Below are 22,220 nucleotides of genomic sequence, written 5' to 3'. Positions count from 1 at the left end.
AGCCCGCCATGTTCGCCGCCCTGATCAAACCCCTCGCCCGCCTGCACCCCCGCGCCTGGGACTTCATCCAGCTGACGCGCATGGACAAGCCCATCGGCATCTACCTGCTGCTGTGGCCGACGCTGTGGGCGCTGTGGATGGCCAGCGGCGGCCTGCCCAGCCTGAAGAACCTGGTGATCTTCGTCCTCGGCACCGTGCTGATGCGTGCCGCCGGCTGCGTGATCAACGACTTCGCCGACCGCGACTTCGACGGCCACGTGGCGCGCACCAAGGCGCGCCCGCTGGCCACCGGGAAGATCACCACGAGCGAGGCCTGGATCGCCTTCTTCAGCCTGCTGGCCTCCAGCTTCGTGCTGGTGCTGTGCACCAACGAGCAGACCATCTGGCTGTCCTTCGGCGGCGCCGCCATCGCCGCGCTCTACCCCTTCATGAAGCGCTACACCTACTACCCGCAGGTGGTGCTGGGCGCGGCCTTCTCCTGGGGCATCCCCATGGCCTTCACCGCCGCCAGCGGCACGCTGCCGGCCGCGGCCTGGCTGCTGTTCTTCGCCAACGTGCTGTGGACGGTGGCCTACGACACCTACTACGCCATGACCGACCGCGAGGACGACCTGAAGATCGGGGTGAAATCCACCGCCATCCTCTTCGGCGACGCCGACCGGGTGATCAACCTGACGCTGCAGGGCCTGATGCTCCTGCTGCTGGTGCTGGCCGCCGGCAAGCTGCACATGGGCCCGTGGTTCTACGCCGGCCTGGTGGTGGCCGCCGGCTGCTTCGCCTGGGAATTCCACTCCACCCGCGACCGCGATCCGCAGGCCTGCTTCAAGGCCTTCCTGCACAACCACTGGGCGGGCCTGGCGATCTTCGTCGGTACCGTGGTGGACTACGCACTGCGCTGAGCCGGGCGGGCAAGGCACGGCTCCCTGTAGGAGCGCGCCCTGCGCGCGAATCGCGGGCAGGGCCCGCTCCTACGATCGTGCTTCCCTGGCGCCCGTAGGAGCGGACTCCGTCCGCGATTTTTGTCATTGGAAACGGCGGATAACCGCGAACGCGGGAGCCCAGAGATGTCGGGTTTGGGTGTAGCGCGCCGCTCCGAGTGCTCGGATGTCTCTTGTTTCGCCCCCTCGGGCGAGTCACTTTTGTCAGTCGCCACAAAAGTAACCGAAAAGGCTTGCCCCGACATACGGGCCCGATGGAGCCGGGCTACCCTCACGAATTCCCCCACCACGGAGGCCCGCCCCGACAGCACGTCCCTGTGCTGATCGGGGCTCTCGCGACATCCATGTCGCATGACCTCCTGAGCGCCGGTTTCGCTCGGCCTTCTGAAGGGGCGTTCCGGTGTGCTCGGTGGTTTCTCTGGAAGTCCCAAACGCCAGAGCAAAAGCGCTTTTGCTTTTCGTAGGAGCGAGCTTGCTCGCGAACCCTGACTCCGTTCCCCCTCCCTAACCCTCCCCCGCAAGCGGGAGAGGGGACCGTTCGGCGTGAGGCGAAATCACGAAGCTCCCGGGTTCCCCGTAGGGCGCATAACGCCTACGGCGTTATCCGCCAAATCGCGGACAGAGTCCTCCTACGCAGCCCGAGTCATGCCATTCCCCTGTAGGAGCGCGCCCTGCGCGCGAAATCGCGGGCAGGGCCCGCTCCTACAAAGAGCACCCCGGCGCGGACTGTAAGACAGTTGCTCCTACAGGGGTATCCCCCGCCGCATCACGGCTTGGCGATGTGCCAGGCGTTCATCTTGCCGTCGCCCTTCGCCTCGCCGGCGGCCTTGTCCTGGACGAAGGTGTACAGCGGCTTGCCCTTGTAGGCCCACTGCTGGGTGCCGTCGTCGCGGGTGATCACGCTCCAGTCGCCGCTGGCCATGGCGCCGGTCTCGGCGGCCAGGGGCGGCCAGTTCTGCGCGCACTTGTCGTTGCACACCGACTTGCCGCCACTGTCCTTGTCGAAGGTGTACAGCGTCATGCCCTTGGCATCGACCAGCATGCCGTTCTTGGTGGTCGCCGGTTCCGCCGCCTGCGCCGCCACGGCCGGCAGCGCCAGGCACAGGGCCAGCGCCAGGTGTTTGCAATTCATCGTGAATCTCCTCTTCTGAGGTCGGACTCGCAAGACAGGCGCGGCCGGAAACGGCGGCAGGTCGGGCAGGCCGTCACAACGGCCCCGGGAACGCGCGTGGGGCCGCCCGGTGGGGGCGGTCACATCAGCATAGTAGAGCGCCCCGCCACCCGCCGGCATGTGCCTCGGCTAACATGCCCGCGTCACATCGCTGTAATAATTCCGTTATCTAATGCGGCGCAGTACAGAATTCCCGAGGCGAGACCATGGTTGGCAAGACAATCCTCATCGTTGACGACGAAGCGCCGATCCGCGAGATGATCGCCGTGGCCCTGGAGATGGCCGGCTACGAATGCCTGGAGGCGGAGAACGCGCAGCAGGCCCACGCCACCATCGTCGACCGCAAGCCGGACCTGATCCTGCTCGACTGGATGCTGCCGGGCACCTCCGGCATCGAGCTGGCGCGGCGCCTGAAGCGCGACGAGATGACCCAGGACATCCCGATCATCATGCTCACCGCCAAGGGCGAGGAGGACAACAAGATCCAGGGCCTGGAGGTCGGCGCCGACGACTACATCACCAAGCCCTTCTCGCCGCGCGAGCTGGTGGCCCGGCTGAAGGCCGTGCTGCGCCGCACCGGCGCCGGCGACAGCGAGACGCCGATCGAGGTCGGCGGCCTGATGCTCGATCCCATCAGCCACCGCGTCACCATCGACGGCAGGCCGGCCGAGATGGGCCCCACCGAATACCGCCTGCTGCAGTTCTTCATGACCCACCAGGAGCGCGCCTACACCCGCGGCCAGTTGCTCGACCAGGTGTGGGGCGGCAACGTCTACGTCGAGGAGCGCACCGTCGACGTGCACATCCGCCGCCTGCGCAAGGCCCTGGGCGAGGTCTACGAGAACCTGGTGCAGACGGTCCGCGGAACCGGCTATCGTTTCTCCACCAAGAGCTGACCGCGCGCCCCGCGCCTGATATTCACAAGGAAAGGACCTGGTGAACCAAGACTGGCGTGGCGCCCTGATCCGCCATCTGCTGCTGTTGATAGTCGCCGCCGCGCTGATAGGCGCGGTGAGCGGGCAATACGCCTGGGCCCTGGCAGGCTGCCTGGGCATCTACCTCGGCTGGACCCTCTGGCAGGTGCTGCGCCTGCACAAATGGCTGAAGAACCACCGCGAGGACGAACCGCCGCCCGACGGCTACGGCCTGTGGGGCGAGGTGTTCGACAGCATCTACCACCTGCAGCGGCGCAACCAGCGCGCCCGCGGGCGCCTGCAGGCGGTGATCGACCGCATGCAGGAGTCCACCGCGGCGCTGCGCGATGCGGTGGTCATGCTCGACGCCGACGGCAACCTGGAATGGTGGAACCTCGCCGCCGAACGCCTGCTCGGCCTGAAGAGCCCTCAGGACGGCGGCCAGGCGGTGACCAACCTGGTCCGCAACCCGCGCTTCAAGGAATACTTCGCCCGCGGCGACTACCAGGAGCCGCTGGACATGCCCTCGCCGGTGGACGACAAGCTGCTGCTGCAGTTCCAGATCACCCTCTACGGCAACGGCGAGCACCTGATGCTGGTCCGCGACGTCACCCGCGTGCAGCGCCTGGAGCAGATGCGCAAGGACTTCGTCGCCAACGTCTCCCACGAGCTGCGCACGCCGCTGACGGTGATCGCCGGCTACCTGGAGACGCTGCTGGACAACGCCGGCGACATCAACCCGCGCTGGGCCCGCGCCCTGCAGCAGATGCAGCAGCAGGCCGCGCGCATGCAGGCCCTGCTCAACGACCTGCTGCTGCTGGCCAAGCTGGAGGCCACCGACTACCCGGCGGACAACAAGCCGGTGGCGGTGGACCTGATGCTGCTGGCCATCCGCAACGACGCCCAGGCGCTGTCCGGCGCCCGCGGGCACCGCATCAGCCTGGAAACCGACCCGAAGGTGAGGCTCAAGGGCAGCGAGGCGGAGCTGCGCAGCGCCTTCTCCAACCTGGTGTTCAACGCGGTGAAGTACACCCCCGAGGGCGGCGAGATCCGCATCCGCTGGTGGGGCGACGAGCAGGGCGCGCACCTGGCGGTGCAGGACAGCGGCATCGGCATCGACCCCAAGCACCTGCCGCGCCTGACCGAGCGCTTCTACCGCGTGGACTCCAGCCGCAACGCCAGTACCGGCGGCACCGGCCTGGGCCTGGCCATCGTCAAGCACGTGCTGATCCGCCACCGCGCCACCCTGGACATCAGCAGCGTGCCGGGCAAGGGCAGCAGCTTCGTCTGCCACTTCCCCCGGCAGCAGGTCGCCTGAACCAACGTCGTCTTGCCACGGCCGCACGCTGCCGCCATGCTTACCCGCTCATTCATCAGCCAACAGAACCATGGACCCTTCCCCCAGTAGCGAATTGCTGACCTATTTCGCCGATTTCGGCCTCGTACTCTTCGCCCTTCTCCTCGTCCTGCTCAACGGCTTCTTCGTCGCCGCCGAGTTCGCCATGGTCAAGCTGCGCGCCACCCGCGTGGAGACCATCGCCAAGCAGCACGGCTGGCGCGGCAGCATCCTGCGCAAGGTGCACAACCAGCTCGACGCCTACCTCTCCGCCTGCCAGCTGGGCATCACCCTGGCCTCCCTGGGCCTGGGCTGGGTCGGCGAGCCGGCCTTCGCCGAGCTGCTGGAGCCGCTGCTGGCCGCGGTGGGCGTGCATTCCGAGGAAGTCATCCGCGGCGTGTCCTTCTTCAGCGCCTTCTTCATCATCTCCTACCTGCACATCGTGGTCGGCGAGCTGGCCCCCAAGAGCTGGGCGATCCGCAAGCCGGAGCTGCTGTCGCTGTGGACCGCGGTGCCGCTGTACCTGTTCTACTGGCTGATGTATCCGGCCATCTGGCTGCTCAACGCCAGCGCCAACACCATCCTCAAGATCGCCGGCCAGGGCGAGCCGGGCCCGCACCACGAGCACCACTACAGCCGCGAGGAGCTCAAGCTGATCCTGCACTCCAGCCGCGGCCAGGACCCCAGCGACCAGGGCATGCGCGTGCTGGCCTCGGCGGTGGAGCTGGGCGAGCTGGAAGTGGTGGACTGGGCCAACTCCCGCGAGGACCTGGTGTACCTGGAGCGCCATGCGCCGCTGGCCGACGTGCTGGCGACCATCCGCCGGCACAAGTACAGCCGCTACCCGGTGTTCGATACCGAGAAGGGCGAATTCACCGGCCTGCTGCACATCAAGGACCTGCTGCTGGAACTGGCGACCACCGACAGCCAGCCGGACTCCATCGACCTCGACGAGCTGGCCCACCCGCTGGAGCTGGTGACCAAGCACATGCCGCTGTCGCGCCTGCTGGAACAGTTCCGCCAGGGCGGCGCGCACTTCGCCCTGGTGGAGGAGGCCGATCACAAGGTGATCGGCTACCTGACCATGGAAGACGTGCTGGAAGTGCTGGTCGGCGACATCCAGGACGAGCACCGCAAGACCGAGCGCGGCATCCTCGCCTACCAGCCGGGCAAGCTGCTGGTGCGCGGCGACACCCCGCTGTTCAAGGTGGAGCGCCTGCTGGGCATCGACCTCGACCACATCGAGGCGGACACCCTCGCCGGCCTGGTCTACGAGACCCTCAAGCGCGTGCCGGAAGAGGAAGAAGTGCTGGAAGCCGACGGCCTGCGCATCATCGTGAAGAAGATGAAGGGACCGAAGATCGTCTTGGCCAAGGTGGTCAAGTTGGATTGAGGCGGCTGCAAGCTGCAAGCTGCAAGCTGCAAGCTGCAAGCTGCAAGCTGCAAGCTGCAAGCCAGGGCATGGTGCCATGGCGGTGTTTTCGTAGGGCGCATAACGCCTACGGCGTTATCCGCCAATCGCGGACAAAGTCCGCGATTGGACTCGCCGCCCATACCGGTCTGACCAGTTGAATCACCCTGCCGACTTCCCCCGAACAGAATTCCGCCCCCGCAAGACCATCGATCTAGAGCCTAAATCCTCTCTAATTCCCCCTTCCCCGGAACCATTCGTCGCACCATCCCCCACGCCGCACTTGCCGACGGCGGCCCATGGGCATACCCTGAACTGGTCTGACCGGTAATACCAGAACAATAACTGCGCGCCTCAACCACTTCTTGCGATGCGGACGGGCGCAGACAACGGAGACCCCCAATGCTCATCCACCGCTGTTCCCGCTCGATCTTCCTGCAAGTGGTGCTCGGCCTGGCCCTCGGCGTGCTGTTCGGTGTCGGCCTTCCGGACTTCTCGGCCCAGCTCAAGCCGCTGGGCGACGGCTTCATCAAGCTGATCAAGATGCTCATCGCGCTCATCGTGTTCTGCGTGGTGGTCAACGGCATCTCCGGCGCGGGCGACCTGAAGAAGGTCGGGCGCATTGGCCTGAAATCGGTGGTCTATTTCGAGATCCTCACCACCCTCGCCCTCCTCCTCGGCCTGCTGGTGGCCTACGGCAGCGGCCTGGGCAGCGGCGCCAACATCGACCTGAGCGGCCTCTCCGCCGGCGATGCCGCGACCTACACCGCGCACACCAAGGACATCCACGGGCCGGTGGACTTCATCATGGGCCTGATCCCCACCTCGGTGTTCAGCGCCTTCGCCAACAACGACATCCTCCAGGTACTGGTGTTCGCCGTGCTGTTCGGCAGCGCCCTGAACCTGGTGGGCGAACAGGCCAGCGGCGTGGCGCGGCTGATCAACGAGTTCAGCCACGTGGTCTTCCGCATCATGGGCATGATCGTGCGCCTGGCGCCGCTGGGCGTGTTCGGCGCGGTGGCCTTCACCACCAGCCGCTACGGCCTGGAGTCGCTGAGCCACCTGGGCGCCCTGGTGCTGGTGTTCTACCTCACCTGCATCCTCTTCGTGTGCCTGGTGCTGGGCACCGTGCTGCGCCTGAGCGGCGTGCGCCTGCGGCCGTTCCTGCGCTACTTCCGCGAGGAACTGCTGATCGTCCTCGGCACCGCCTCTTCCGATGCCGTGCTGCCGCAGGTGATGCGCAAGCTGGAGAACATGGGCATCCGCAGCTCCACCGTGGGCCTGGTGATCCCCACCGGCTACTCCTTCAACCTCGACGGCTTCTCCATCTACCTGACCCTGGCGGTGGTGTTCATCGCCCACGCCACCGGCACGCCGCTGGCCATCAGCGACCTGCTGACCATCCTGCTGGTGTCGCTGGTAACCTCCAAGGGCGCCCACGGCATCCCCGGCTCGGCCCTGGTGATCCTCGCCGCCACCCTCGCCGCGGTGCCGGCCATCCCCGCCGCCGGCCTGGTGCTGGTGCTCTCGGTGGACTGGTTCATGGGCATCGGCCGGGCGCTGACCAACCTGATCGGCAACTGCGTCGCCACCGTGGTCATCGCCCGCTGGGAAAACGACATCGACCTGCAACGCACCCGGGCGGTACTGACTGGCGAACCCGGCGCCACCCAGAATGTGACGCCCGCCTCGAGCAAGGGCGAACTGCGCGGCTGACCATAGCCGCCACGCGTACCGCATCCATGGGTGCGGCGCGCAATGGTGGGGCCGGATGGGCCCCTCCTACTTACTGCCTCAGGAGTCACCATGTTTTCCTCATCCAAGCTGGTCAATTCAGTGGTTCAGAAACTGCTAGACACCATCGAACAGGGGCGCTGGGCGGCCGGCCAGATGCTGCCGGGCCAGCGCGAACTGGCCGAGCAGCTGGAAATCAGCCGGCCGAGCCTGCGCGAAGCCATCACCGTGCTGGAGACCCTCGGCGTGGTCCGTTCGCTGCCCGGCAAGGGGGTGATGGTGCTGGAACGCGAGGAAGGCGCCCTGCGCGAGATCCGCGCCCCGGCCACCGCCACCCTGGAGGACGTGCTGCAACTGCGCTACGCCCTGGAGCCCTTCATCGCCGGGCTGGTGGCGCAGAGCATCGACAGCGATTCCCTCGGCCGCCTGCGCCTGCTGCTGCTGGACATGCGCGAAGCGGTGGAGGACGGCCGCACCGCCGCCCTGGTCGAGGCCTACAACGCCTTCCACCGCAAGCTGGTGGCGCTGACCTCCAACCCGATCTTCCTCAGCGTCTCGCAGCAGATCGGCGGCGCCCTGGAGCAGAGCGACCACCTCATCCAGCGCAACGCCGCCCACGCCGAGGAACTGCTGGCCGAACACGAGGCCATCGTCCGCGCCATCCGCCAGCACGACAGCGAAGGCGCCAGCCAGGCCATGCGCCAGCACATCCTCAACGAAGGCCTGCGCCTGAACCTGGTGCTGCGCGTGCCGGAAGCGGGGACCGGGCGATGAACGGCGAAACGGGCCCGCGCCGCCGGGGCCAGGCCCAGCGGATCTACGAGGACCTGCACGCGGCCATCCTCTCGCGGCGCCTGCGCCCCGCCGCGCCGCTCAGCCAGGAAACCCTCGGGCGGATCTTCCATGCCGGCCCCAGCAGCGTGCGTCGCGCCCTGCAGCGCCTGGCCCGGGAAGGCGCGGTGGAACTGGCGCCACGGCGCATCGCCAGCGTCGCCCGTCCCGACCCGCAGCACCTGCGGCAACTGCTGGAAACCCGCCTGCTGCTGGAAAGCGACATGCTCCGGCGCCTGGCCGGTAACCTGGACGGCGAGCGCCTGGCGGAACTGCGCGACCTGCTCGCCGCCCAGCGCCGGTGCCTGGCGGCAGGCGACGCGCTGGGCGCGCAGGACCTGGCCCAGCGCCTGCACCTGCGCCTGGCGCAGCTGTCCGCCAACCCCCTGCTGCCCGACCTGCTGGGCCCGCTGCTGGAACGCCTGGCGGTGAGCATCGCCCTCGGCCGCGGCCAGGCTCACACCCTGGACAGCTGCCGGCAACAGGGGGAAATGCTCGAAGCCCTCGGCGAAGGTGACGCGCAGCGCGCCTGCGCCTGCCTGGAGAGTTACCTGCGCGGCATGGGCGAGCGCCTGCGCTTCGCCCCGCCGCCGACCACCGACCTGCGCGCGGCCTTCGCCGGCAAGCTGGCTACTCCTTGACCACCGCGAAGTTCGGCAGGGTGCCCACCGGCTGGGCGAAGTCGTAGGGGATGGATTCCAGCGCCAGGCCGACGTTGCGCTGCACCACGAAGTGCAGGTGCGGGCCGCTGCTGTTGCCGGTGTTGCCCGAGCGCGCCAGGGGCGTGCCGACGCCGACGCGCTGGCCCTCGCTGACCAGCACCGAGCCGCGCATCAGGTGCAGGTAGACGCCCATGGTGCCGTCGTCGTGGAGGATGCGCACGAAGTTGCCGGAGGGGTTGTTGCCACGGCCGCTCTGGGCGTTCTCCACCTTCACCACGGTACCGCCGCGGGCGGCCACGATGGGCGTGCCCTCGGGCATGGCGATGTCCAGCGCGTAGCGGCTCTTGGGGGTGAAGTGGCTGTACTTGCCGTTGGCGCCCTGGCTCAGGCGGAAGGGCCCGCCGCGCCAGGGCAGCGGATAGTCGTAGGGCACCGGCTGCAGGCGCGGGTCGCCCAGGGCGTAGCGCAGCCTGGGCTTGTACTGCATCGGCCGCGACGCATCGCGCGGGCTCAGGGTGGCCAGGCGGATGGCGCTGCGCGGCGCCAGCACCCAGCGGATCGGCCGCTCCGGCGCGCCCACGGCGTTCTGCGCGGCGTTCACGCTCAGCTCCACCTCCACCGGCGCGTAGAGGTCATTGCGCACCTGCAGGGTCTCGAAGCCGTCGTGCCTGAGCGTCTGCAGCTTCACCTGCTGCTCCAGGTGCTCGACCATGCGGTCGCGGAAGACGAACACCTGCGCACCCGCCACGGCCTTGTCCGTGTAGGTGACCACGCCATTGGCGTCGACGTATTTGTAGATGGTCACGGCCGCAGCCGGCCCCGTGGCCATCCATAGGCCACAAAGGAAGAAAAGGCGCCCTAGCATGTCGACTCTGGTTATAGGTATTCGACGCCAGCAAGACTAGCAGCCGCGCCCGGCAGCGGCGAGCCGCCGGCCGTCGGGCTGTGAAGCAGGCCTCAGGCGCCGGGGACGTAGTGTTTCTGGGTGCTGCCGCGGGCGATCAGCCGCGACAGGTAGTCGAGCTTCTGCGGGTCCTGGTCGACGAAGCGCAGCAACAGCAGCAGCCACTCGCTGTCGGGCTTGGGCTCCAGCGCCGCCACCGAGTGCAGGTAGCCGTTCAGGCGCGCCACCTCGTTGTCTTCCTCCAGGTCCAGCACCGCGGTTTCCAGCACCTGCGGCAGCACCTGGCCGCGCTTCACCACCAGTTGCGCCTCCTTGAGGCTGAGCCCGCGGATCACGCAGGGCAGGCTGGCGTTGGGCAGGCGCAACTGGCCCTGGCCCTTGCCCCGCGCAGCGGCGGCCGGGGCGGCGGCAGGCGCCGGGCGTACCGGAGGCGGGGCTGCGGCCGGCGCGGCCGTGGTGCGCACCACCTCGGCCTTGCCGCCGGTGAGGGCGGCGAGGGAGTCGTTCGGCGGGCCGCCGGCCAGGCTCCGCTGCGGCGCCGAGGCCAGCAGCGTGTCGAGCTTGCCGCTGCGGCTCAGGGCCTTGCGCACCTTGCTCACCAACTGGTCGTTGGAGAAGGGCTTGCCGATGTAGTCCGACACCCCGGCCTGGATGGCCTGGACCACGTTCTCCTTGTCGCCGCGGCTGGTCACCATGATGAAGGGCACGTCCTTCAGCGGCGCCTGGGCGCGGCACCAGCCGAGCAGTTCGATGCCGGACATCTCCGGCATCTCCCAGTCGCAGAGGATCAGGTCGACCGCGTGGCGGGCGAGGTGCTGCTGGGCCTTGCGGCCGTTCACCGCCTCCTCGATGCGCAACCCCGGAAAATGGTCGCGCAACCCCTTCTTCACCAGGTCGCGGATGAAGGGTGCATCATCCACCACCAGAACACTGACCTTGCTCATCGTCGACTCCCTGGAACGCCAAGGCGAAGGATAGCCTCGGGCGCTGGCAGGATGCCATGCCGGCGTGACCGGTCGGACACGTCCGTCACTCAATCCAGCGTTCGCCCGGCGGTTTCCGGTGCCATGCGCAACCCGGCCAGGCACAGCAGGATGGCCCCGACCATGTACCAGGCCGGCGCGTTCGGGCTGCCGGTCAGGCCGATCAGCCCGGCGGCGAAGAATTGCGCGAAGCCGCCGAACAGCGCCACGCCCACGCAGTAGGTGACCGAAAGCCCGGTGGCGCGAATCGCCGCCGGGAACAGCTCGGGCAGGATCGCCAGGGAAGCCACCATGCAGTAGGTCAGCGGGATGTTGAGCAGCCCCACGATCAGCAGCAGCGTGGCGAGGCTCGGGGAGTGGTTGAGCAGCAGGAACGCCGGGTAGATCGCCAGCAGCAGGATCGGCAGCGGCCAGAAGATCGAGCGGCGCCGGCCGATGCGGTCGCTCAGGCGCCCGGCATGGGGCGCCAGCAGCAGCGACGGCAGGCAGCTCACCACCGCCGCCCAGGTGGCGACGCCCAGCGGCATGCCGAGTACGCCGATGGCGTGGTTGGCCAGGTAGAACTGGGTGATGTAGACCGGCACCGAGACGCCGGTCACCAGCAGCACGCCGGTGACCAGCTGGCGCGGGTGCCGGCACAGCAGCGCCAGGCCCTGGCTGGCCGGCGCCGGCTGGCGGTCGTCCTGCGCCTGGGCGGGCAGGGTTTCCTCCAGGCGGTGGCGGATGTATTCGCTGATCGGGATGGCCAGGATGCCCACCGCGAAGACCGCCCGCCAGCCCCAGGCGTCCATGGCCTCGGCGCTGAGCAGGTTGCTCAGCGCCAGCACCACCAGTGCGCCCATGAGCACGCCCAGGCTCTGGCTGAACACCTGCCAGCTGCAATAGAAAGCCCGCGAGCCGGCCCCGGCGTACTCCATGAGGATGGTGGTGGCGGTCCCCACCTGGCCGCCGACGGCGAAGCCCTGCAGTAGCCGCGCGAGTATGACCACCAGCGGCCCGAACAGCCCGGCCTGGGCGTAGGTCGGCGCCACTGTGAACAGCAGCGCGCCCAGGGCCATCAGCCACAGCGTCAGGCGCATCGCCGCCTTGCGCCCGACACGGTCGGCGTACAGGCCGATCACCAGGCCGCCCAGCGGGCGCATGACGAAGCCGGTGCCGAACACCGCGAAGGACAGCAGCAGGGACGTCAGCGGGTTTTCCCCGAAGGGGAAGAACAGCCGCGCCATCAGCGTGGCGAGCAGGCTGTAGACGAGGAAGTCGTAGAACTCCAGGGCGTTGCCCAGGCACACCGCGGCGATGGCGCGGGTGCGCCCGGCGCGGGAGGGTTCGGCACTCACGGCGAAGGAAGTCGTTCTTGTTGTCATGTCGGTATTCCCTGCTCGGCTGGAGGGTTCAGGCCAGGAAGCGCTGCGCCAGGCGCACCCAGAGGGTCGCGCCCAGCGGCAGGATGCGGTCGTTGAAGTCGTACCCGGGGTTGTGCACCGCGCAGCCGCCCTCGCCGTCGCCATTGCCGATCATCAGGTAGCAGCCGGGCACCTGCTCCAGCCAGAAGGCGAAGTCCTCGCTGGCATGGATCGGCCGCGGGTCGGGCACCAGGCCGTCCTCGCCGAGCCAGTCGAGGACCAGCTGGCGGACCAGCTCCGCGCATTCGGCATCGTTGACCAGCACCGGGTAGCCGTCCGCCTCGACCTCGATTTCGGCGCGGGCGCCGAAGCTGCCCGCCTGCTGCCGCGCCAGCTCGCCGATGCGCCGCAGCAGCAGTTCGCGCACCTGCGGGCTCAGGGCGCGCACGCTCAGGCGCAGCTCGGCGCTGTCGGGGATCACGTTGCTGGCGTCGCCGGCCAGGAAGGCGCCGACGGTGAGCACCGCCGCCTCGGACGGCGGCACGTTGCGCGACACCAGGCTCTGCAGGGCGGTGACCAGCGCCGCGCCGGCCAGGATCGGGTCCACCGTCTGCTGGGGCATGGCGCCGTGGCCGCCGCGGCCGTGGATGAGGATCGTCAGGCTGTCGGCCGAAGCCATGCACGGCCCCGGCATGACCATGAAGCGCCCCTCGGCCAGGCCGGGCAGGTTGTGCATGGCGAACAGGGCGTCGCAGGGGAAGCGCTGCAGCACGCCCTCGTCGAGCATGCGCTTGGCCCCGGAGCCGCCATGGCCTTCCTCGGCGGGCTGGAAGAACAGGTGCAGGGTGCCGCGCCAGCTGCGCTCGCGGGCCAGCTCGCAGGCCGCGGCCAGGAGCATGGCGGTGTGCCCGTCGTGGCCGCAGGCGTGCATCTTGCCGGGCACCTGGCTGCTCCAGGGCAACCCGCTCTGTTCCTGGATGGGCAGCGCGTCCAGCTCCGCGCGCAGGCCCAGCGCCGGGCCGGGGCCGTTGCGCAGGGTGCCGATCACCGCGGTGCCGGCCATCTCGGCCACCTCGTAGCCCCAGGCGCGCAGCCGCTCGATGACCCGCTCGCGGGTGGAGTACTCTTCGAAACCCAGTTCGGGTTCGGCATGGATGGCCCGGCGCAGTTCGACCATTTCCGGGACGATAGCGGCTATGCCCGGCGCGATGCAGGCTTCGTTCATCGGCTCGCTCCTGTTTTCTTGTGGGATTGGACTGGATCGATGCCTGGACCGGCCGGTGCGCTAGGCGTGAATTACCCTAGCGCTGGCGCCCGCTGTGCATAAGCCAAAAAAATGTTGTCGTGACGATCTCCGGTGTTCGGAGGGGGGACCCACCATGAAACTGCATCAGTTGCAGGCCCTGGTAGCGGTGGCGGACGGCGGCGGCATCCGCGCCGCGGCCCGTGGCCTGGGCCTCAGCCAGGCCGCGGTGACCCGCGCCCTGCGCGAGCTGGAGGAGGAGCAGGGGCTGCCGTTGCTGATGCGGCACGCCGGCGGCGCCCGCCTGACCACCGCCGGGCAGGTGCTGCTGCCCCGCGCCCGGCAGATCGCCACCCAGCTGGAAAGCGCCCGCCAGGAGCTGGCCAGCCTGCGCGGCGAGGGCGCGGCGTCGCTCTGCGTCGGCGTCACCCCCTGGTTCGGCCAGACCCTGCTGGGCGAGGCCCTGCAGGCCTTCCGCAAGGACATGCCGCATGTCCAGCTGGAACTGTACGAGGGCTTGCAGGCGCTGATCCTGCCGCTGCTGCGCACGGGCCGCATGCAGTTCGTCCTGGGCCCGGCGTGCATCCTCCAGGGCGCGGAATTCGTGCACCAGCCCCTGGCGTACTACCGCATGCAGGTGGTGGCCCGCAGCGACCACCCGCTGGCCGCGGCGCGCTCGCTGAAGCAACTGCTGGACCACGACTGGACGATGAACTTCACCGACGACCGCTACGCCGAGACCACCTACGAGCTCTTCGGCCAGCACGGCCTGCAGATCGCCCGCGAGCGCATCGTCTGCGCCCATTCCTCGGGCATGCTCAGCAGCCTGATCGTGGATGCCGGCCTGCTCGGCTACGCCCCGCAGCCGATGCTGCTCTGCGAACCGTTGCGCAGCGGCGCACGGGCCCTGGCGCTGGAGGAGCCATTGCCGGACGGGGACATCAGCATCATCCGCCTGCGCGACCAGGGGCTGGACGCGACCTCGCGGCACTTCATCCACTGCCTGCAGCAGGCGCTGAAGCACAACAGCCGCGCCCGCGATCCGCAGGGGCGGCGGTTGGCGGAGATGCTGACGTTGAATTTCTGAGGGGCCGGCGTCTCGACTGGACTGGGACTGGCCGGGAACAGGTGCTTCGAGGCCGCCCCCGAAGCGCGCATGGGATCAAGGTCAAACGGCGGATAACGCGGAGCGTTATTCGCCCTACGCCCAACCCACCCTCGACGTAGGGCGAATAACCGTTCGCGGTTATCCGCCGATGGTCCTGCTGGGTACGCCCCATCCTACGAAGAGCATTCGGCTCAGGCGGCAAAAGCGAATCCGTATGGGGCTTTTCGCGAAAATCGACTCAGCTATCGGACTTACCCTGCACTTCTTCCTTCATGCGCGTCAGGCCGATGTGGCGGACGTCGGTGCCGCGCACCAGGTAGATCACCAGTTCGGCGATGTTGCGCGCGTGGTCGCCGATGCGCTCCAGCGAGCGCAGGGCCCAGATGACGTTGAGCACGCGGGAGATGGCCCGCGGGTCTTCCATCATGTAGGTCACCAGCTCGCGCAGGGCGGTCTTGTACTCGCGGTCGACGGTCTTGTCGTACTGCGCCACCGACAACGCCAGGTCGGCGTCGAAGCGGGCGAAGGCGTCCAGCGCCTCCTGCACCATCTTGCGCACCTGGCCGCCGATGTGGCGCACCTCGACGTAGCCGCGCGGCGACTCGCCTTCCTCGCACAGCTGGATGGCGCGGCGGGCGATCTTCGAGGCCTCGTCGCCGATGCGCTCGAGGTCGATCACCGACTTGGAGATGCTGATGATCAGGCGCAGGTCGGAGGCCGCCGGCTGGCGGCGGGCGAGGATGCGCAGGCATTCCTCGTCGATGTTGCGCTCCATCTGGTTGATCTGGTCGTCGATTTCGCGCACCTGCTGGGCCAGGCCCGAGTCGGCGTCGATCAGCGCGGTGACCGCGTCGTTGACCTGTTTCTCCACCAGCCCGCCCATGGCGAGCAGGTGGCTGCGCACGTCCTCCAGCTCGGCGTTGAACTGCTGGGAGATGTGATGGCTGAGACTTTCTTTGTTGATCATGTGGTTTCGCTCCGCGAAAGCTGCAGGCTACGCGCCGAAGGTTGCAGATTTATTGCGACCGCCGCCTGGCCCTCAGCCGTAGCGCCCGGTGATGTAGTCCTCGGTCTGCTTCTTCGCCGGGTTGGTGAAGAGCGTGTCGGTGTCGCCGAACTCGATCAGCTTGCCCATGTACATGAACGCCGTGTAGTCGGAGACCCGCGCGGCCTGCTGCATGTTGTGGGTGACTATCACGATGGTGAACCTGGATTTCAGTTCGTAGATCAGTTCCTCGATCTTCAGCGTGGAGATCGGGTCGAGCGCCGAGCAGGGTTCGTCGAGCAGCAGCACTTCCGGCTCCACCGCGATGGTGCGGGCGATCACCAGGCGCTGCTGCTGGCCGCCGGACAGGCCCAGGGCCGACTCGTGCAGGCGGTCCTTCACTTCCTCCCACAGGGCTGCACCCTTGAGCGCCCATTCCACGGCCTCGTCGAGGGTGCGCTTCTTGTTCACGCCCTGGATGCGCAAGCCGTAGACCACGTTCTCGTAGATGGTCTTGGGGAAGGGGTTGGGCTTCTGGAACACCATGCCGACGCGGCGGCGCAGCTCGGCCACGTCCACGCCGCGGGCGAAGATGTCGTGGCCGTCGAGGCGGATCTCGCCTTCCACGCGGCAATCGTCGACCAGGTCGTTCATGCGGTTGAAGCAGCGCAGCAGGGTCGACTTGCCGCAGCCGGACGGGCCGATGAAGGCGGTCACCCGCTGCTTGGGAATCTGCATGGCGATGTCGAACAGCGCCTGCTTCTGGCCGTAGAACAGGTTCAGGCCGGGCACTTCCAGGGCCACGGTTTCCTTGTCCAGGCGCAGGCCCTCGCGGATCGGCCGGCCGAGGGCGGCGAGGTCGATGCCATGGCGATGGGGTTCTCGTTGCATCTCGTCTCTCCCGTTGGAGGCTCGGGCCGCCGCCTGCGCGGGCGGCGGCCGCGGATCAGTTTTCCAGCGCCTTGTACTTCTCGCGCAGGCGGTTGCGGATGGCGATGGCGGAGAAGTTCAGCAGGGCGATCACCAGCACCAGCAGCAGCGCGGTGGCGTACACCAGCGGCCGCGCGGCCTCGACGTTGGGGCTCTGGAAGCCGACGTCGTAGATGTGGAAGCCCAGGTGCATGATCTTCTGGTCCAGGTGCACGTAGGGGTAGTTGCCGTTCACCGGCAGCGACGGCGCCAGCTTGACCACGCCCACCAGCATCAGCGGCGCCACCTCGCCGGCGGCGCGGGCCACGGCGAGGATCAGGCCGGTCATCATGGCCGGGCTGGCCATGGGCAGGACGATCTTCCACAGCGTCTCGGCCTTGGTCGCGCCCAGGGCCAGGGAGCCTTCGCGGATCGCCCGCGGGATGCGCGACAGGCCTTCCTCGGTGGCCACGATCACCACCGGCACGGCGAGGATCGCCAGGGTCAGCGAGGCCCAGAACAACCCCGGGGTGCCGAAGGTCGGCGCCGGCAGGGCCTCGGGGAAGAACAGCCGGTCGATGGAGCCGCCCAGCACGTAGACGAAGAAGCCCAGGCCGAACACGCCGTAGACGATGGCCGGCACCCCGGCGAGGTTGTTCACGGCGATGCGGATCACCCGCGTCAGCAGGCCCTGGCGCGCGTACTCGCGCAGGTAGACCGCGGCGATGACGCCGAACGGGGTGACGATCACCGCCATCACCAGGGTCATCATCACGGTGCCGAAGATCGCCGGGAAGATGCCGCCCTCGGTGTTGGCCTCGCGCGGGTCCTCGCTGAGGAACTCCCAGAGCTTCTTGAAGTAGAACGCCAGCTTGGCGCCCAGGCCCATGGCGTTGGGCTGGTAGGCGTGGACCAGCTTGCCGAGGCTGATCTCCAGCTCGCGGCCGCCGGCGTCGCGCATCACCACGCTGTCGCGGTTGAACTGCTGGCGCAGCGCCGTCAGCTTCCCTTCGTATTCCTGGTAGCGCCCCTGCAGTTCGGCGCGCGCGGCGGCCAGGTCGGCCTGGGCGGCGGCGTCCAGCCCATCGTGCAACTGCAGGCGGCGCTCCTTCAGGCGCAGGCGCTCCAGTTCGTGGTTGACGCCGCCGATGTCCTTCTTCTCCAGCTGGTAGAGCTGGCCGTACAACCCTTCCACCCGCCGCAGGCGGGCCTGCAGCTCGGGCATGGCGTCGGCGCCCCGGGCCAGCACCTGGCCGTCCTGCTTCACGCTGACCAGGTAGCCGTAGAAGTTGCCCCACTCGCGGCGCTCCAGGACCACCAGCTCCCGCGGCCAGCGCCGCTCGGTGAGCCAGTCGCCGATCACCCAGGAGAAGTCGCTGCCGTAGAGGTCGCGGTTGCCCAGCTTGAGCAGTTCGCGGGTCATGAACTCCGGGCCTTCGGCGGGCACCGGCAGGCCGGCGCCGCGCAGGCGCTCGCGCGGCACTTCCTCGACCTGCACTTCTTCGCCGACCAGCACCCTGGCTTCCTGCCCCGGCACGCTGTAGCGGGCCTCCAGCACGTCGGCCGGCCAGAAGTGGCCGAGGCCGCGCACGGCGATGACGGCCAGCAGGCCGAGGGTCATGATCACCGCGATGGAAACCGCGCCGGCGTTCATCCACACCCAGGGAGAACCGCTGGCGAACCAGGCTTTCACCGAATCCTGTTTCTGTTTCACCGAAAAGAGCCTCTTCAGACGCCGGTCAGAGCGACGCGTATTTCTTCCGCAGCCGCTGACGGATCAGCTCGGCCAGGGTGTTCATCACGAAGGTGAAGGTCAGCAGCACCAGCGCCGAGAGGAACAGCACGCGGTAGTGGGTGCTGGCCACCGCCGATTCGGGCATTTCCACCGCCACGTTCGCCGCCAGGGTGCGCATGCCCTGGAAGATGTTCATGTCCATCACCGGGGTGTTGCCGGTGGCCATCAGCACGATCATGGTCTCGCCCACCGCGCGGCCCATGCCGATCATCAGCGCCGAGAAGATGCCCGGGCTGGCGGTCAGGATCACCACGCGGGTGAGCGTCTGCCAGGGCGTGGCGCCCAGGGCCAGGGAGCCGTCGGTGAGGCTGCGGGGCACGCTGAAGATGGCGTCTTCGGCGATGGAGAAGATGTTCGGGATCACCGCGAAGCCCATGGCCAGGCCGACGATCAGGGCGTTGCGCTGGTCGTAGGTGATGCCCAGCTCGTGGCTTATCCACAGGCGCATGTCGCCGCCGAAGAAGACGGTTTCCAGGTGCGGGCTGAGCCACAGGGCGAAGGCGCCGACGCCGAGCACCACGGGGATCAGGATGGCCGCTTCCCAGCCGTCCGGCAGCGCCAGGCGGATGTGTCCGGGCAGGCGGCTCCAGAGCAGGCCGGCAAGCAGGATGCCCAGCGGGGTGAGCAGCAGCAGGCTGAAGATGCCCGGCAGGTGGCCTTCGACGTAGGGTGCGAGGAACAGGCCGGCGAAGAAGCCGAGGATCACCGTCGGCAGCGCTTCCATCAGCTCGATCACCGGCTTGACCTTGCGGCGCATGGCCGGGGCCATGAAGTAGGCGGTGTAGACGGCCGCGGCGATGGCCAGCGGGGCGGCCAGGATCATCGCGTAGAAGGCCGCCTTGAGGGTGCCGAAGGTCAGCGGCGCGAGGCTCAGCTTGGGCTCGAAGTCGGTGGTGGCGGCGGTGGATTGCCAGACGTACTGGGGCTTGTCGTAGTTCTCGTACCAGACCTTGCCCCAGAGCGCGTTCCAGGAGACCTCCGGATGCGGGTTGCTCAGGTCGAAACCGTGCAGTTGGCCGCCCTGCTCCAGCAGCAGGCGGTTGGCCCGCGGCGACAGGGCCAGCACGCCGCTGGCCGGCGCCACCTGCTGTTCCAGCAGAGTGCGGTGCGCGGTGCTGTGGAACACGCCGAGCTCGCCGGCGCTGTCCAGGGCGACGAAGCCCTTGCGGCGCTGCTCGGGGACGATGGCGGTGATCGGCTTGCTGCCCAGCTGGAAGTCGCGCACGTGCGCCAGGCGCGGCTCGCCGTCGGTGTCGCGGGCCATGAACCACTGGCTGATGCCGCCGTCGGAGTTGCCGATCATCAGCGAGATGCCGCCCAGCAGCTGGGCGCTGGCGGTGACCTCGCGGTTGGCATGGTCGAGCAGCTTGTAGCGGCCGTTGAGCTGGCGGGTGCGCAGGTCGAAGACGTCGGCCTGGGCGCGGCCGTTGATGACGTACAGCCACTGCTTGCGCGGGTCGATGTAGATCGCCTTCACCGGGTCGGCGATCTGCGGCAGGTTCACGGCCTCCCGCTCGAGGGTGGTCTCGCCGGTGAGCATGTTCTCCCGGCGGGTCAGGCTCAGCAGCAGCATCTGGCTGCCGGTCGAGGCGGCCAGCAGCAGGCCGTCGTCGTCGGAGGCCAGGGCCACGTGCTCCAGCGCACGGCCCTGGGGGTCGAGGCTGATGGGCGCCTCGCCGTAGGGGTAGTCGACCTGCGGGGTGATGGTCTTGCGGTTGTCCGGGTAGGTGACCTGGTAGCCGTGCTGGAACACCAGGGCCTGGCCGTTGGACAGGCCGAGCGCCACCATCGGGTGCCCCGGCTGGTCCTCGGCGATGGACACCACCTGGCTGCCGGCCGGCAGCTTGAGCGCCTGGCGGCCGAGTTCGGCGCCGCTGTCCAGGTCGAAGAACAGCACCTGGCCGTCGGCGGCCACGCGCATGGCGACCCGGTTCTGCTCCTCGATGCTCAGCAGCAGGGGCGCCTGCACGTCCTTCAGCCAGGCCGGGGCCAGGGGGGCGCGGGCATCCAGCTCGGCGCCGCGGAACAGCGGCAGCACCACGTAGGCCAGGTAGAAGAAGATGAGGGTGATGGCCACCAGCACCGACAGCCCGCCGACCAGCACGTACCAGCGCGTCAGGCGGTCCTTGAGGGCGCGCATGCGGCGCTTGCGGCGCAGGGTCGGGGTATTGAAGTCGATCCGCTCGGGGGAAGAGTTGCTCATTGCTGAAGTGGCCAGGTCGTTCATGGGGCGACACGCTTGCGGCAGTCTATGACAGAAACATGACACTGAGATGACGAGACGAAGCCCGTCGGCAGTCGCCTGCCAACGGGCCGGATCACCTACCGCTCAGCCCAGGGACGGCTGGCGGGCCGGCGCTACCTAGAGTCCCAGTTCCTTGACCGCCTTCGCCGCGACCTTGGCCGGCAGCGGGATGTAGCCGTCCTTGACGACGACCTCCTGGCCGCTCCTGGACAGCACCATCTTCAGGAACTGCGCCTCCAGCGGGTCCAGCGGCTTGTTCGGCGCCTTGTTCACGTAGACGTAGAGGAAGCGGGCCAGCGGGTAGGTGCCGTTCAGCGCGTTCTGCTCGTTGTCCTCGACGTAGGGGTCGCCCTGCTTCTTGGCCAGGGCCACGGTCTTCACGCTGGCGGTCTTGTAGCCGATGCCGGAGTAGCCGATGCCGTTGAGCGACTGGCTGATGGATTGCACCACCGAGGCGGAGCCCGGCTGCTCGTTGACGTTGGGCTTGAAGTCGCCCTTGCACAGGGCCTCTTCCTTGAAATAGCCGTAGGTGCCGGACACCGAGTTGCGGCCGAACAGCTGTACCGGCTTGTTGGCCCAGTCGCCGCCCAGGCCCAGGTCGCTCCAGGTCTTCACGTCCTGCTTGGCGCCGCACAGGCGGGTGGCGGAGAAAATGGCGTCGACCTGCTGCATGGTCAGGCCCTTGATGGGGTTGTCCTTGTGCACGAAGACGGCCAGGGCATCGACGGCGACGGGCACGGCGGTGGGCTTGTAGCCGTACTTCTGCTCGAAGGCCTGCAGTTCGACGTCCTTCATCTTGCGGCTCATGGGACCGAGGTTGGCGGTGCCCTCGGTGAGCGCCGGCGGGGCGGTGGAGGAGCCAGCGGCCTGGATCTGCACGTTCACGCTCGGGTACAGGCGCTTGTACTCCTCGGCCCAGAGGGTCATGAGGTTGGCCAGGGTATCCGAGCCCACGCTGGACAGGTTGCCAGAGACGCCGCTGGTCTTCTGGTAGTCCGGCAGCGCCGGGTCGATCGCCGCGAAAGCGCTGGCAGCGCCCACGCCGGCGGCGGCGAAGGTCAGCGCCGCCATCAAACGCTTGAGTTTCATGCCTTGCTCCTTGGGGAAAGGCCGACTGGCTGGAATTCGGCGCCACGCGTTGGGGCGCGAGCAGACTCTATGAAAGCAATGTGACAGCCAGATGAAAACCGACGGGCTCGAAGAAGAAATGTGACGATACTTATTACGAAATATTTCAGGCGTAGGGACTGGTGTGGGCCGACGGCGGATAACGCCTGGGGCGTTATGCGCCCTACGATTGCGTATTCGAACCGATGTTCCAGGCTGACACCGAACGCCCCGGCAACGCCGAACGGCCCCCTCTCCCGCTTGCGGGAGAGGGCTGGGGAGAGGGAACGGTATCAACCCGAAACACAGCTGCCGCCGTAATAGCGCGCTGGGAAAACCGCCGACCTGCCGGCCGGATCGCGGATGAGATCCGCTCCTACGGGTACATGGCGCACAGGGTAACTGTAGGAGCGGGCCCTGCCCGCGATTCGCGCGCAGGGCGCGCTCCTACAGGGGAAGGGTTTTCCCCGCGTCAAAGCAAAACCCCCGACCAGCCAGGCTGATCGGGGGTTTTGGGATAGGTGCTTGACGATGACCTACTCTCACATGGGGAAACCCCACACTACCATCGGCGATGCGTCGTTTCACTGCTGAGTTCGGG

At 68.2% G+C, this 22,220-nt stretch carries 18 protein-coding genes and 1 rRNA gene; 8 read left to right on the top strand and 11 right to left on the bottom strand.

The annotated features are described in order from the left end of the window. Positions 1-8: 8 nt before the first annotated feature. Positions 9-899, top strand: a complete 891-nt coding sequence (gene ubiA, locus CHC02_RS06730) for a 4-hydroxybenzoate octaprenyltransferase (protein WP_089390724.1) — start codon at positions 9-11, stop codon at positions 897-899. An 805-nt stretch (positions 900-1,704) separates the two neighbouring features. Here ubiA and CHC02_RS06725 read toward each other — a convergent pair. After that, complete coding sequence (locus tag CHC02_RS06725) at positions 1,705-2,070, bottom strand: COG4315 family predicted lipoprotein (protein ID WP_089390723.1); 366 nt, start codon at positions 2,068-2,070, stop codon at positions 1,705-1,707. Between the two features lie 245 nt (positions 2,071-2,315). Here CHC02_RS06725 and phoB point away from each other — a divergent pair, with 245 nt between their 5' ends. The 6 genes from phoB (at position 2,316) to CHC02_RS06695 (ending at position 8,976) form a co-directional block, all read left to right on the top strand. Further along, positions 2,316-3,005: a phosphate regulon transcriptional regulator PhoB gene (gene phoB / locus CHC02_RS06720; protein ID WP_089390722.1), complete on the top strand. Its 690-nt coding sequence runs from the start codon at positions 2,316-2,318 to the stop codon at positions 3,003-3,005. Between the two features lie 40 nt (positions 3,006-3,045). Further along, positions 3,046-4,341, top strand: coding sequence for a phosphate regulon sensor histidine kinase PhoR (gene phoR / locus CHC02_RS06715; protein WP_089390721.1), 1,296 nt, complete (start codon positions 3,046-3,048; stop codon positions 4,339-4,341). A 70-nt stretch (positions 4,342-4,411) separates the two neighbouring features. Further along, complete coding sequence (locus CHC02_RS06710) at positions 4,412-5,752, top strand: hemolysin family protein (protein WP_089390720.1); 1,341 nt, start codon at positions 4,412-4,414, stop codon at positions 5,750-5,752. Positions 5,753-6,172: 420 nt separating this feature from the next. Next, positions 6,173-7,486 (top strand): C4-dicarboxylate transporter DctA, encoded by a 1,314-nt coding sequence (locus tag CHC02_RS06705; RefSeq protein ID WP_089390719.1) that lies wholly within the window; start codon positions 6,173-6,175, stop codon positions 7,484-7,486. Between the two features lie 90 nt (positions 7,487-7,576). Then, positions 7,577-8,278 (top strand): FadR/GntR family transcriptional regulator, encoded by a 702-nt coding sequence (locus CHC02_RS06700; RefSeq protein ID WP_089390718.1) that lies wholly within the window; start codon positions 7,577-7,579, stop codon positions 8,276-8,278. Then, positions 8,275-8,976 (top strand): GntR family transcriptional regulator, encoded by a 702-nt coding sequence (locus CHC02_RS06695; RefSeq protein ID WP_089390717.1) that lies wholly within the window; start codon positions 8,275-8,277, stop codon positions 8,974-8,976. The genes CHC02_RS06700 and CHC02_RS06695 overlap by 4 nt, the downstream gene beginning before the upstream one ends. Here the strand turns inward: CHC02_RS06695 and CHC02_RS06690 are convergent. The 4 genes from CHC02_RS06690 to CHC02_RS06675 form a co-directional block, all read right to left on the bottom strand. Next, the gene (locus CHC02_RS06690) at positions 8,966-9,862 is read right to left on the bottom strand and encodes a peptidoglycan DD-metalloendopeptidase family protein (protein WP_089390716.1); all 897 of its coding nucleotides are present in this window, start codon (positions 9,860-9,862) and stop codon (positions 8,966-8,968) included. The two genes, CHC02_RS06695 and CHC02_RS06690, sit on opposite strands and share 11 nt — an antisense overlap. Before the next feature lie 92 nt (positions 9,863-9,954). Further along, positions 9,955-10,845: a response regulator gene (locus CHC02_RS06685; RefSeq protein ID WP_089390715.1), complete on the bottom strand. Its 891-nt coding sequence runs from the start codon at positions 10,843-10,845 to the stop codon at positions 9,955-9,957. 89 nt (positions 10,846-10,934) lie between these two features. Then, on the bottom strand, positions 10,935-12,248 hold the full coding sequence (locus CHC02_RS06680; protein WP_089390714.1) for an MFS transporter: 1,314 nt from the start codon (positions 12,246-12,248) through the stop codon (positions 10,935-10,937). A 28-nt stretch (positions 12,249-12,276) separates the two neighbouring features. Then, positions 12,277-13,452 (bottom strand): M20 aminoacylase family protein, encoded by a 1,176-nt coding sequence (locus tag CHC02_RS06675; protein ID WP_089390713.1) that lies wholly within the window; start codon positions 13,450-13,452, stop codon positions 12,277-12,279. A gap of 154 nt (positions 13,453-13,606) precedes the next feature. Here CHC02_RS06675 and CHC02_RS06670 point away from each other — a divergent pair, with 154 nt between their 5' ends. Beyond that, a complete protein-coding gene (locus CHC02_RS06670) occupies positions 13,607-14,557 on the top strand; it encodes a LysR family transcriptional regulator (RefSeq protein WP_089390712.1) in 951 nt (316 codons plus the stop codon). Between the two features lie 259 nt (positions 14,558-14,816). On the opposite strand, the gene phoU is transcribed toward CHC02_RS06670, so the two are convergent. The 6 genes from phoU to rrf all read right to left on the bottom strand — a co-directional run. Then, complete coding sequence (phoU, locus tag CHC02_RS06665; RefSeq protein ID WP_009614205.1) at positions 14,817-15,545, bottom strand: phosphate signaling complex protein PhoU; 729 nt, start codon at positions 15,543-15,545, stop codon at positions 14,817-14,819. Positions 15,546-15,617: 72 nt separating this feature from the next. Continuing rightward, complete coding sequence (pstB, locus tag CHC02_RS06660; protein ID WP_089390711.1) at positions 15,618-16,454, bottom strand: phosphate ABC transporter ATP-binding protein PstB; 837 nt, start codon at positions 16,452-16,454, stop codon at positions 15,618-15,620. A 55-nt stretch (positions 16,455-16,509) separates the two neighbouring features. After that, complete coding sequence (gene pstA / locus CHC02_RS06655; protein WP_089390710.1) at positions 16,510-18,186, bottom strand: phosphate ABC transporter permease PstA; 1,677 nt, start codon at positions 18,184-18,186, stop codon at positions 16,510-16,512. Positions 18,187-18,211: 25 nt separating this feature from the next. After that, entirely contained in the window at positions 18,212-20,188 is a 1,977-nt protein-coding gene (locus tag CHC02_RS06650) for an ABC transporter permease subunit (protein WP_425262425.1), read from the bottom strand. Between the two features lie 441 nt (positions 20,189-20,629). Next, positions 20,630-21,601 carry a phosphate ABC transporter substrate-binding protein PstS gene (locus tag CHC02_RS06645; protein WP_089390708.1) on the bottom strand — a complete coding sequence of 324 codons (972 nt, stop codon included), beginning with the start codon at positions 21,599-21,601 and terminating at the stop codon, positions 20,630-20,632. Between the two features lie 541 nt (positions 21,602-22,142). Beyond that, positions 22,143-22,220 (bottom strand): 5S ribosomal RNA (gene rrf / locus CHC02_RS30925); the annotation flags it as partial.

Origin of the sequence: Pseudomonas delhiensis (assembly GCF_900187975.1) — a bacterium.
GTDB lineage: Bacteria > Pseudomonadota > Gammaproteobacteria > Pseudomonadales > Pseudomonadaceae > Pseudomonas > Pseudomonas delhiensis.
The sequence above is the reverse complement of the archived record's forward strand: the minus strand, read 5'-3'. Positions and strand labels throughout refer to the sequence as shown.

What these genes read in the sequence shown, in the direction of transcription:
- CHC02_RS06690 (WP_089390716.1), bottom strand. Translation starts at nt 9,862, where the DNA reads ATGCTAGGGCGCCTTTTCTTCCTTTGTGGCCTATGGATGGCCACGGGG.
- CHC02_RS06710 (WP_089390720.1), top strand. Translation starts at nt 4,412, where the DNA reads ATGGACCCTTCCCCCAGTAGCGAATTGCTGACCTATTTCGCCGATTTC.
- CHC02_RS06725 (WP_089390723.1), bottom strand. Translation starts at nt 2,070, where the DNA reads ATGAATTGCAAACACCTGGCGCTGGCCCTGTGCCTGGCGCTGCCGGCC.
- phoB (WP_089390722.1), top strand. Translation starts at nt 2,316, where the DNA reads ATGGTTGGCAAGACAATCCTCATCGTTGACGACGAAGCGCCGATCCGC.
- pstB (WP_089390711.1), bottom strand. Translation starts at nt 16,454, where the DNA reads ATGCAACGAGAACCCCATCGCCATGGCATCGACCTCGCCGCCCTCGGC.
- CHC02_RS06695 (WP_089390717.1), top strand. Translation starts at nt 8,275, where the DNA reads ATGAACGGCGAAACGGGCCCGCGCCGCCGGGGCCAGGCCCAGCGGATC.
- CHC02_RS06645 (WP_089390708.1), bottom strand. Translation starts at nt 21,601, where the DNA reads ATGAAACTCAAGCGTTTGATGGCGGCGCTGACCTTCGCCGCCGCCGGC.
- ubiA (WP_089390724.1), top strand. Translation starts at nt 9, where the DNA reads ATGTTCGCCGCCCTGATCAAACCCCTCGCCCGCCTGCACCCCCGCGCC.
- CHC02_RS06680 (WP_089390714.1), bottom strand. Translation starts at nt 12,248, where the DNA reads ATGACAACAAGAACGACTTCCTTCGCCGTGAGTGCCGAACCCTCCCGC.
- CHC02_RS06670 (WP_089390712.1), top strand. Translation starts at nt 13,607, where the DNA reads ATGAAACTGCATCAGTTGCAGGCCCTGGTAGCGGTGGCGGACGGCGGC.
- CHC02_RS06650 (WP_425262425.1), bottom strand. Translation starts at nt 20,188, where the DNA reads ATGCGCGTGGCCGCCGACGGCCAGGTGCTGTTCTTCGACCTGGACAGC.
- phoU (WP_009614205.1), bottom strand. Translation starts at nt 15,545, where the DNA reads ATGATCAACAAAGAAAGTCTCAGCCATCACATCTCCCAGCAGTTCAAC.
- CHC02_RS06705 (WP_089390719.1), top strand. Translation starts at nt 6,173, where the DNA reads ATGCTCATCCACCGCTGTTCCCGCTCGATCTTCCTGCAAGTGGTGCTC.
- CHC02_RS06700 (WP_089390718.1), top strand. Translation starts at nt 7,577, where the DNA reads ATGTTTTCCTCATCCAAGCTGGTCAATTCAGTGGTTCAGAAACTGCTA.
- CHC02_RS06685 (WP_089390715.1), bottom strand. Translation starts at nt 10,845, where the DNA reads ATGAGCAAGGTCAGTGTTCTGGTGGTGGATGATGCACCCTTCATCCGC.
- CHC02_RS06675 (WP_089390713.1), bottom strand. Translation starts at nt 13,452, where the DNA reads ATGAACGAAGCCTGCATCGCGCCGGGCATAGCCGCTATCGTCCCGGAA.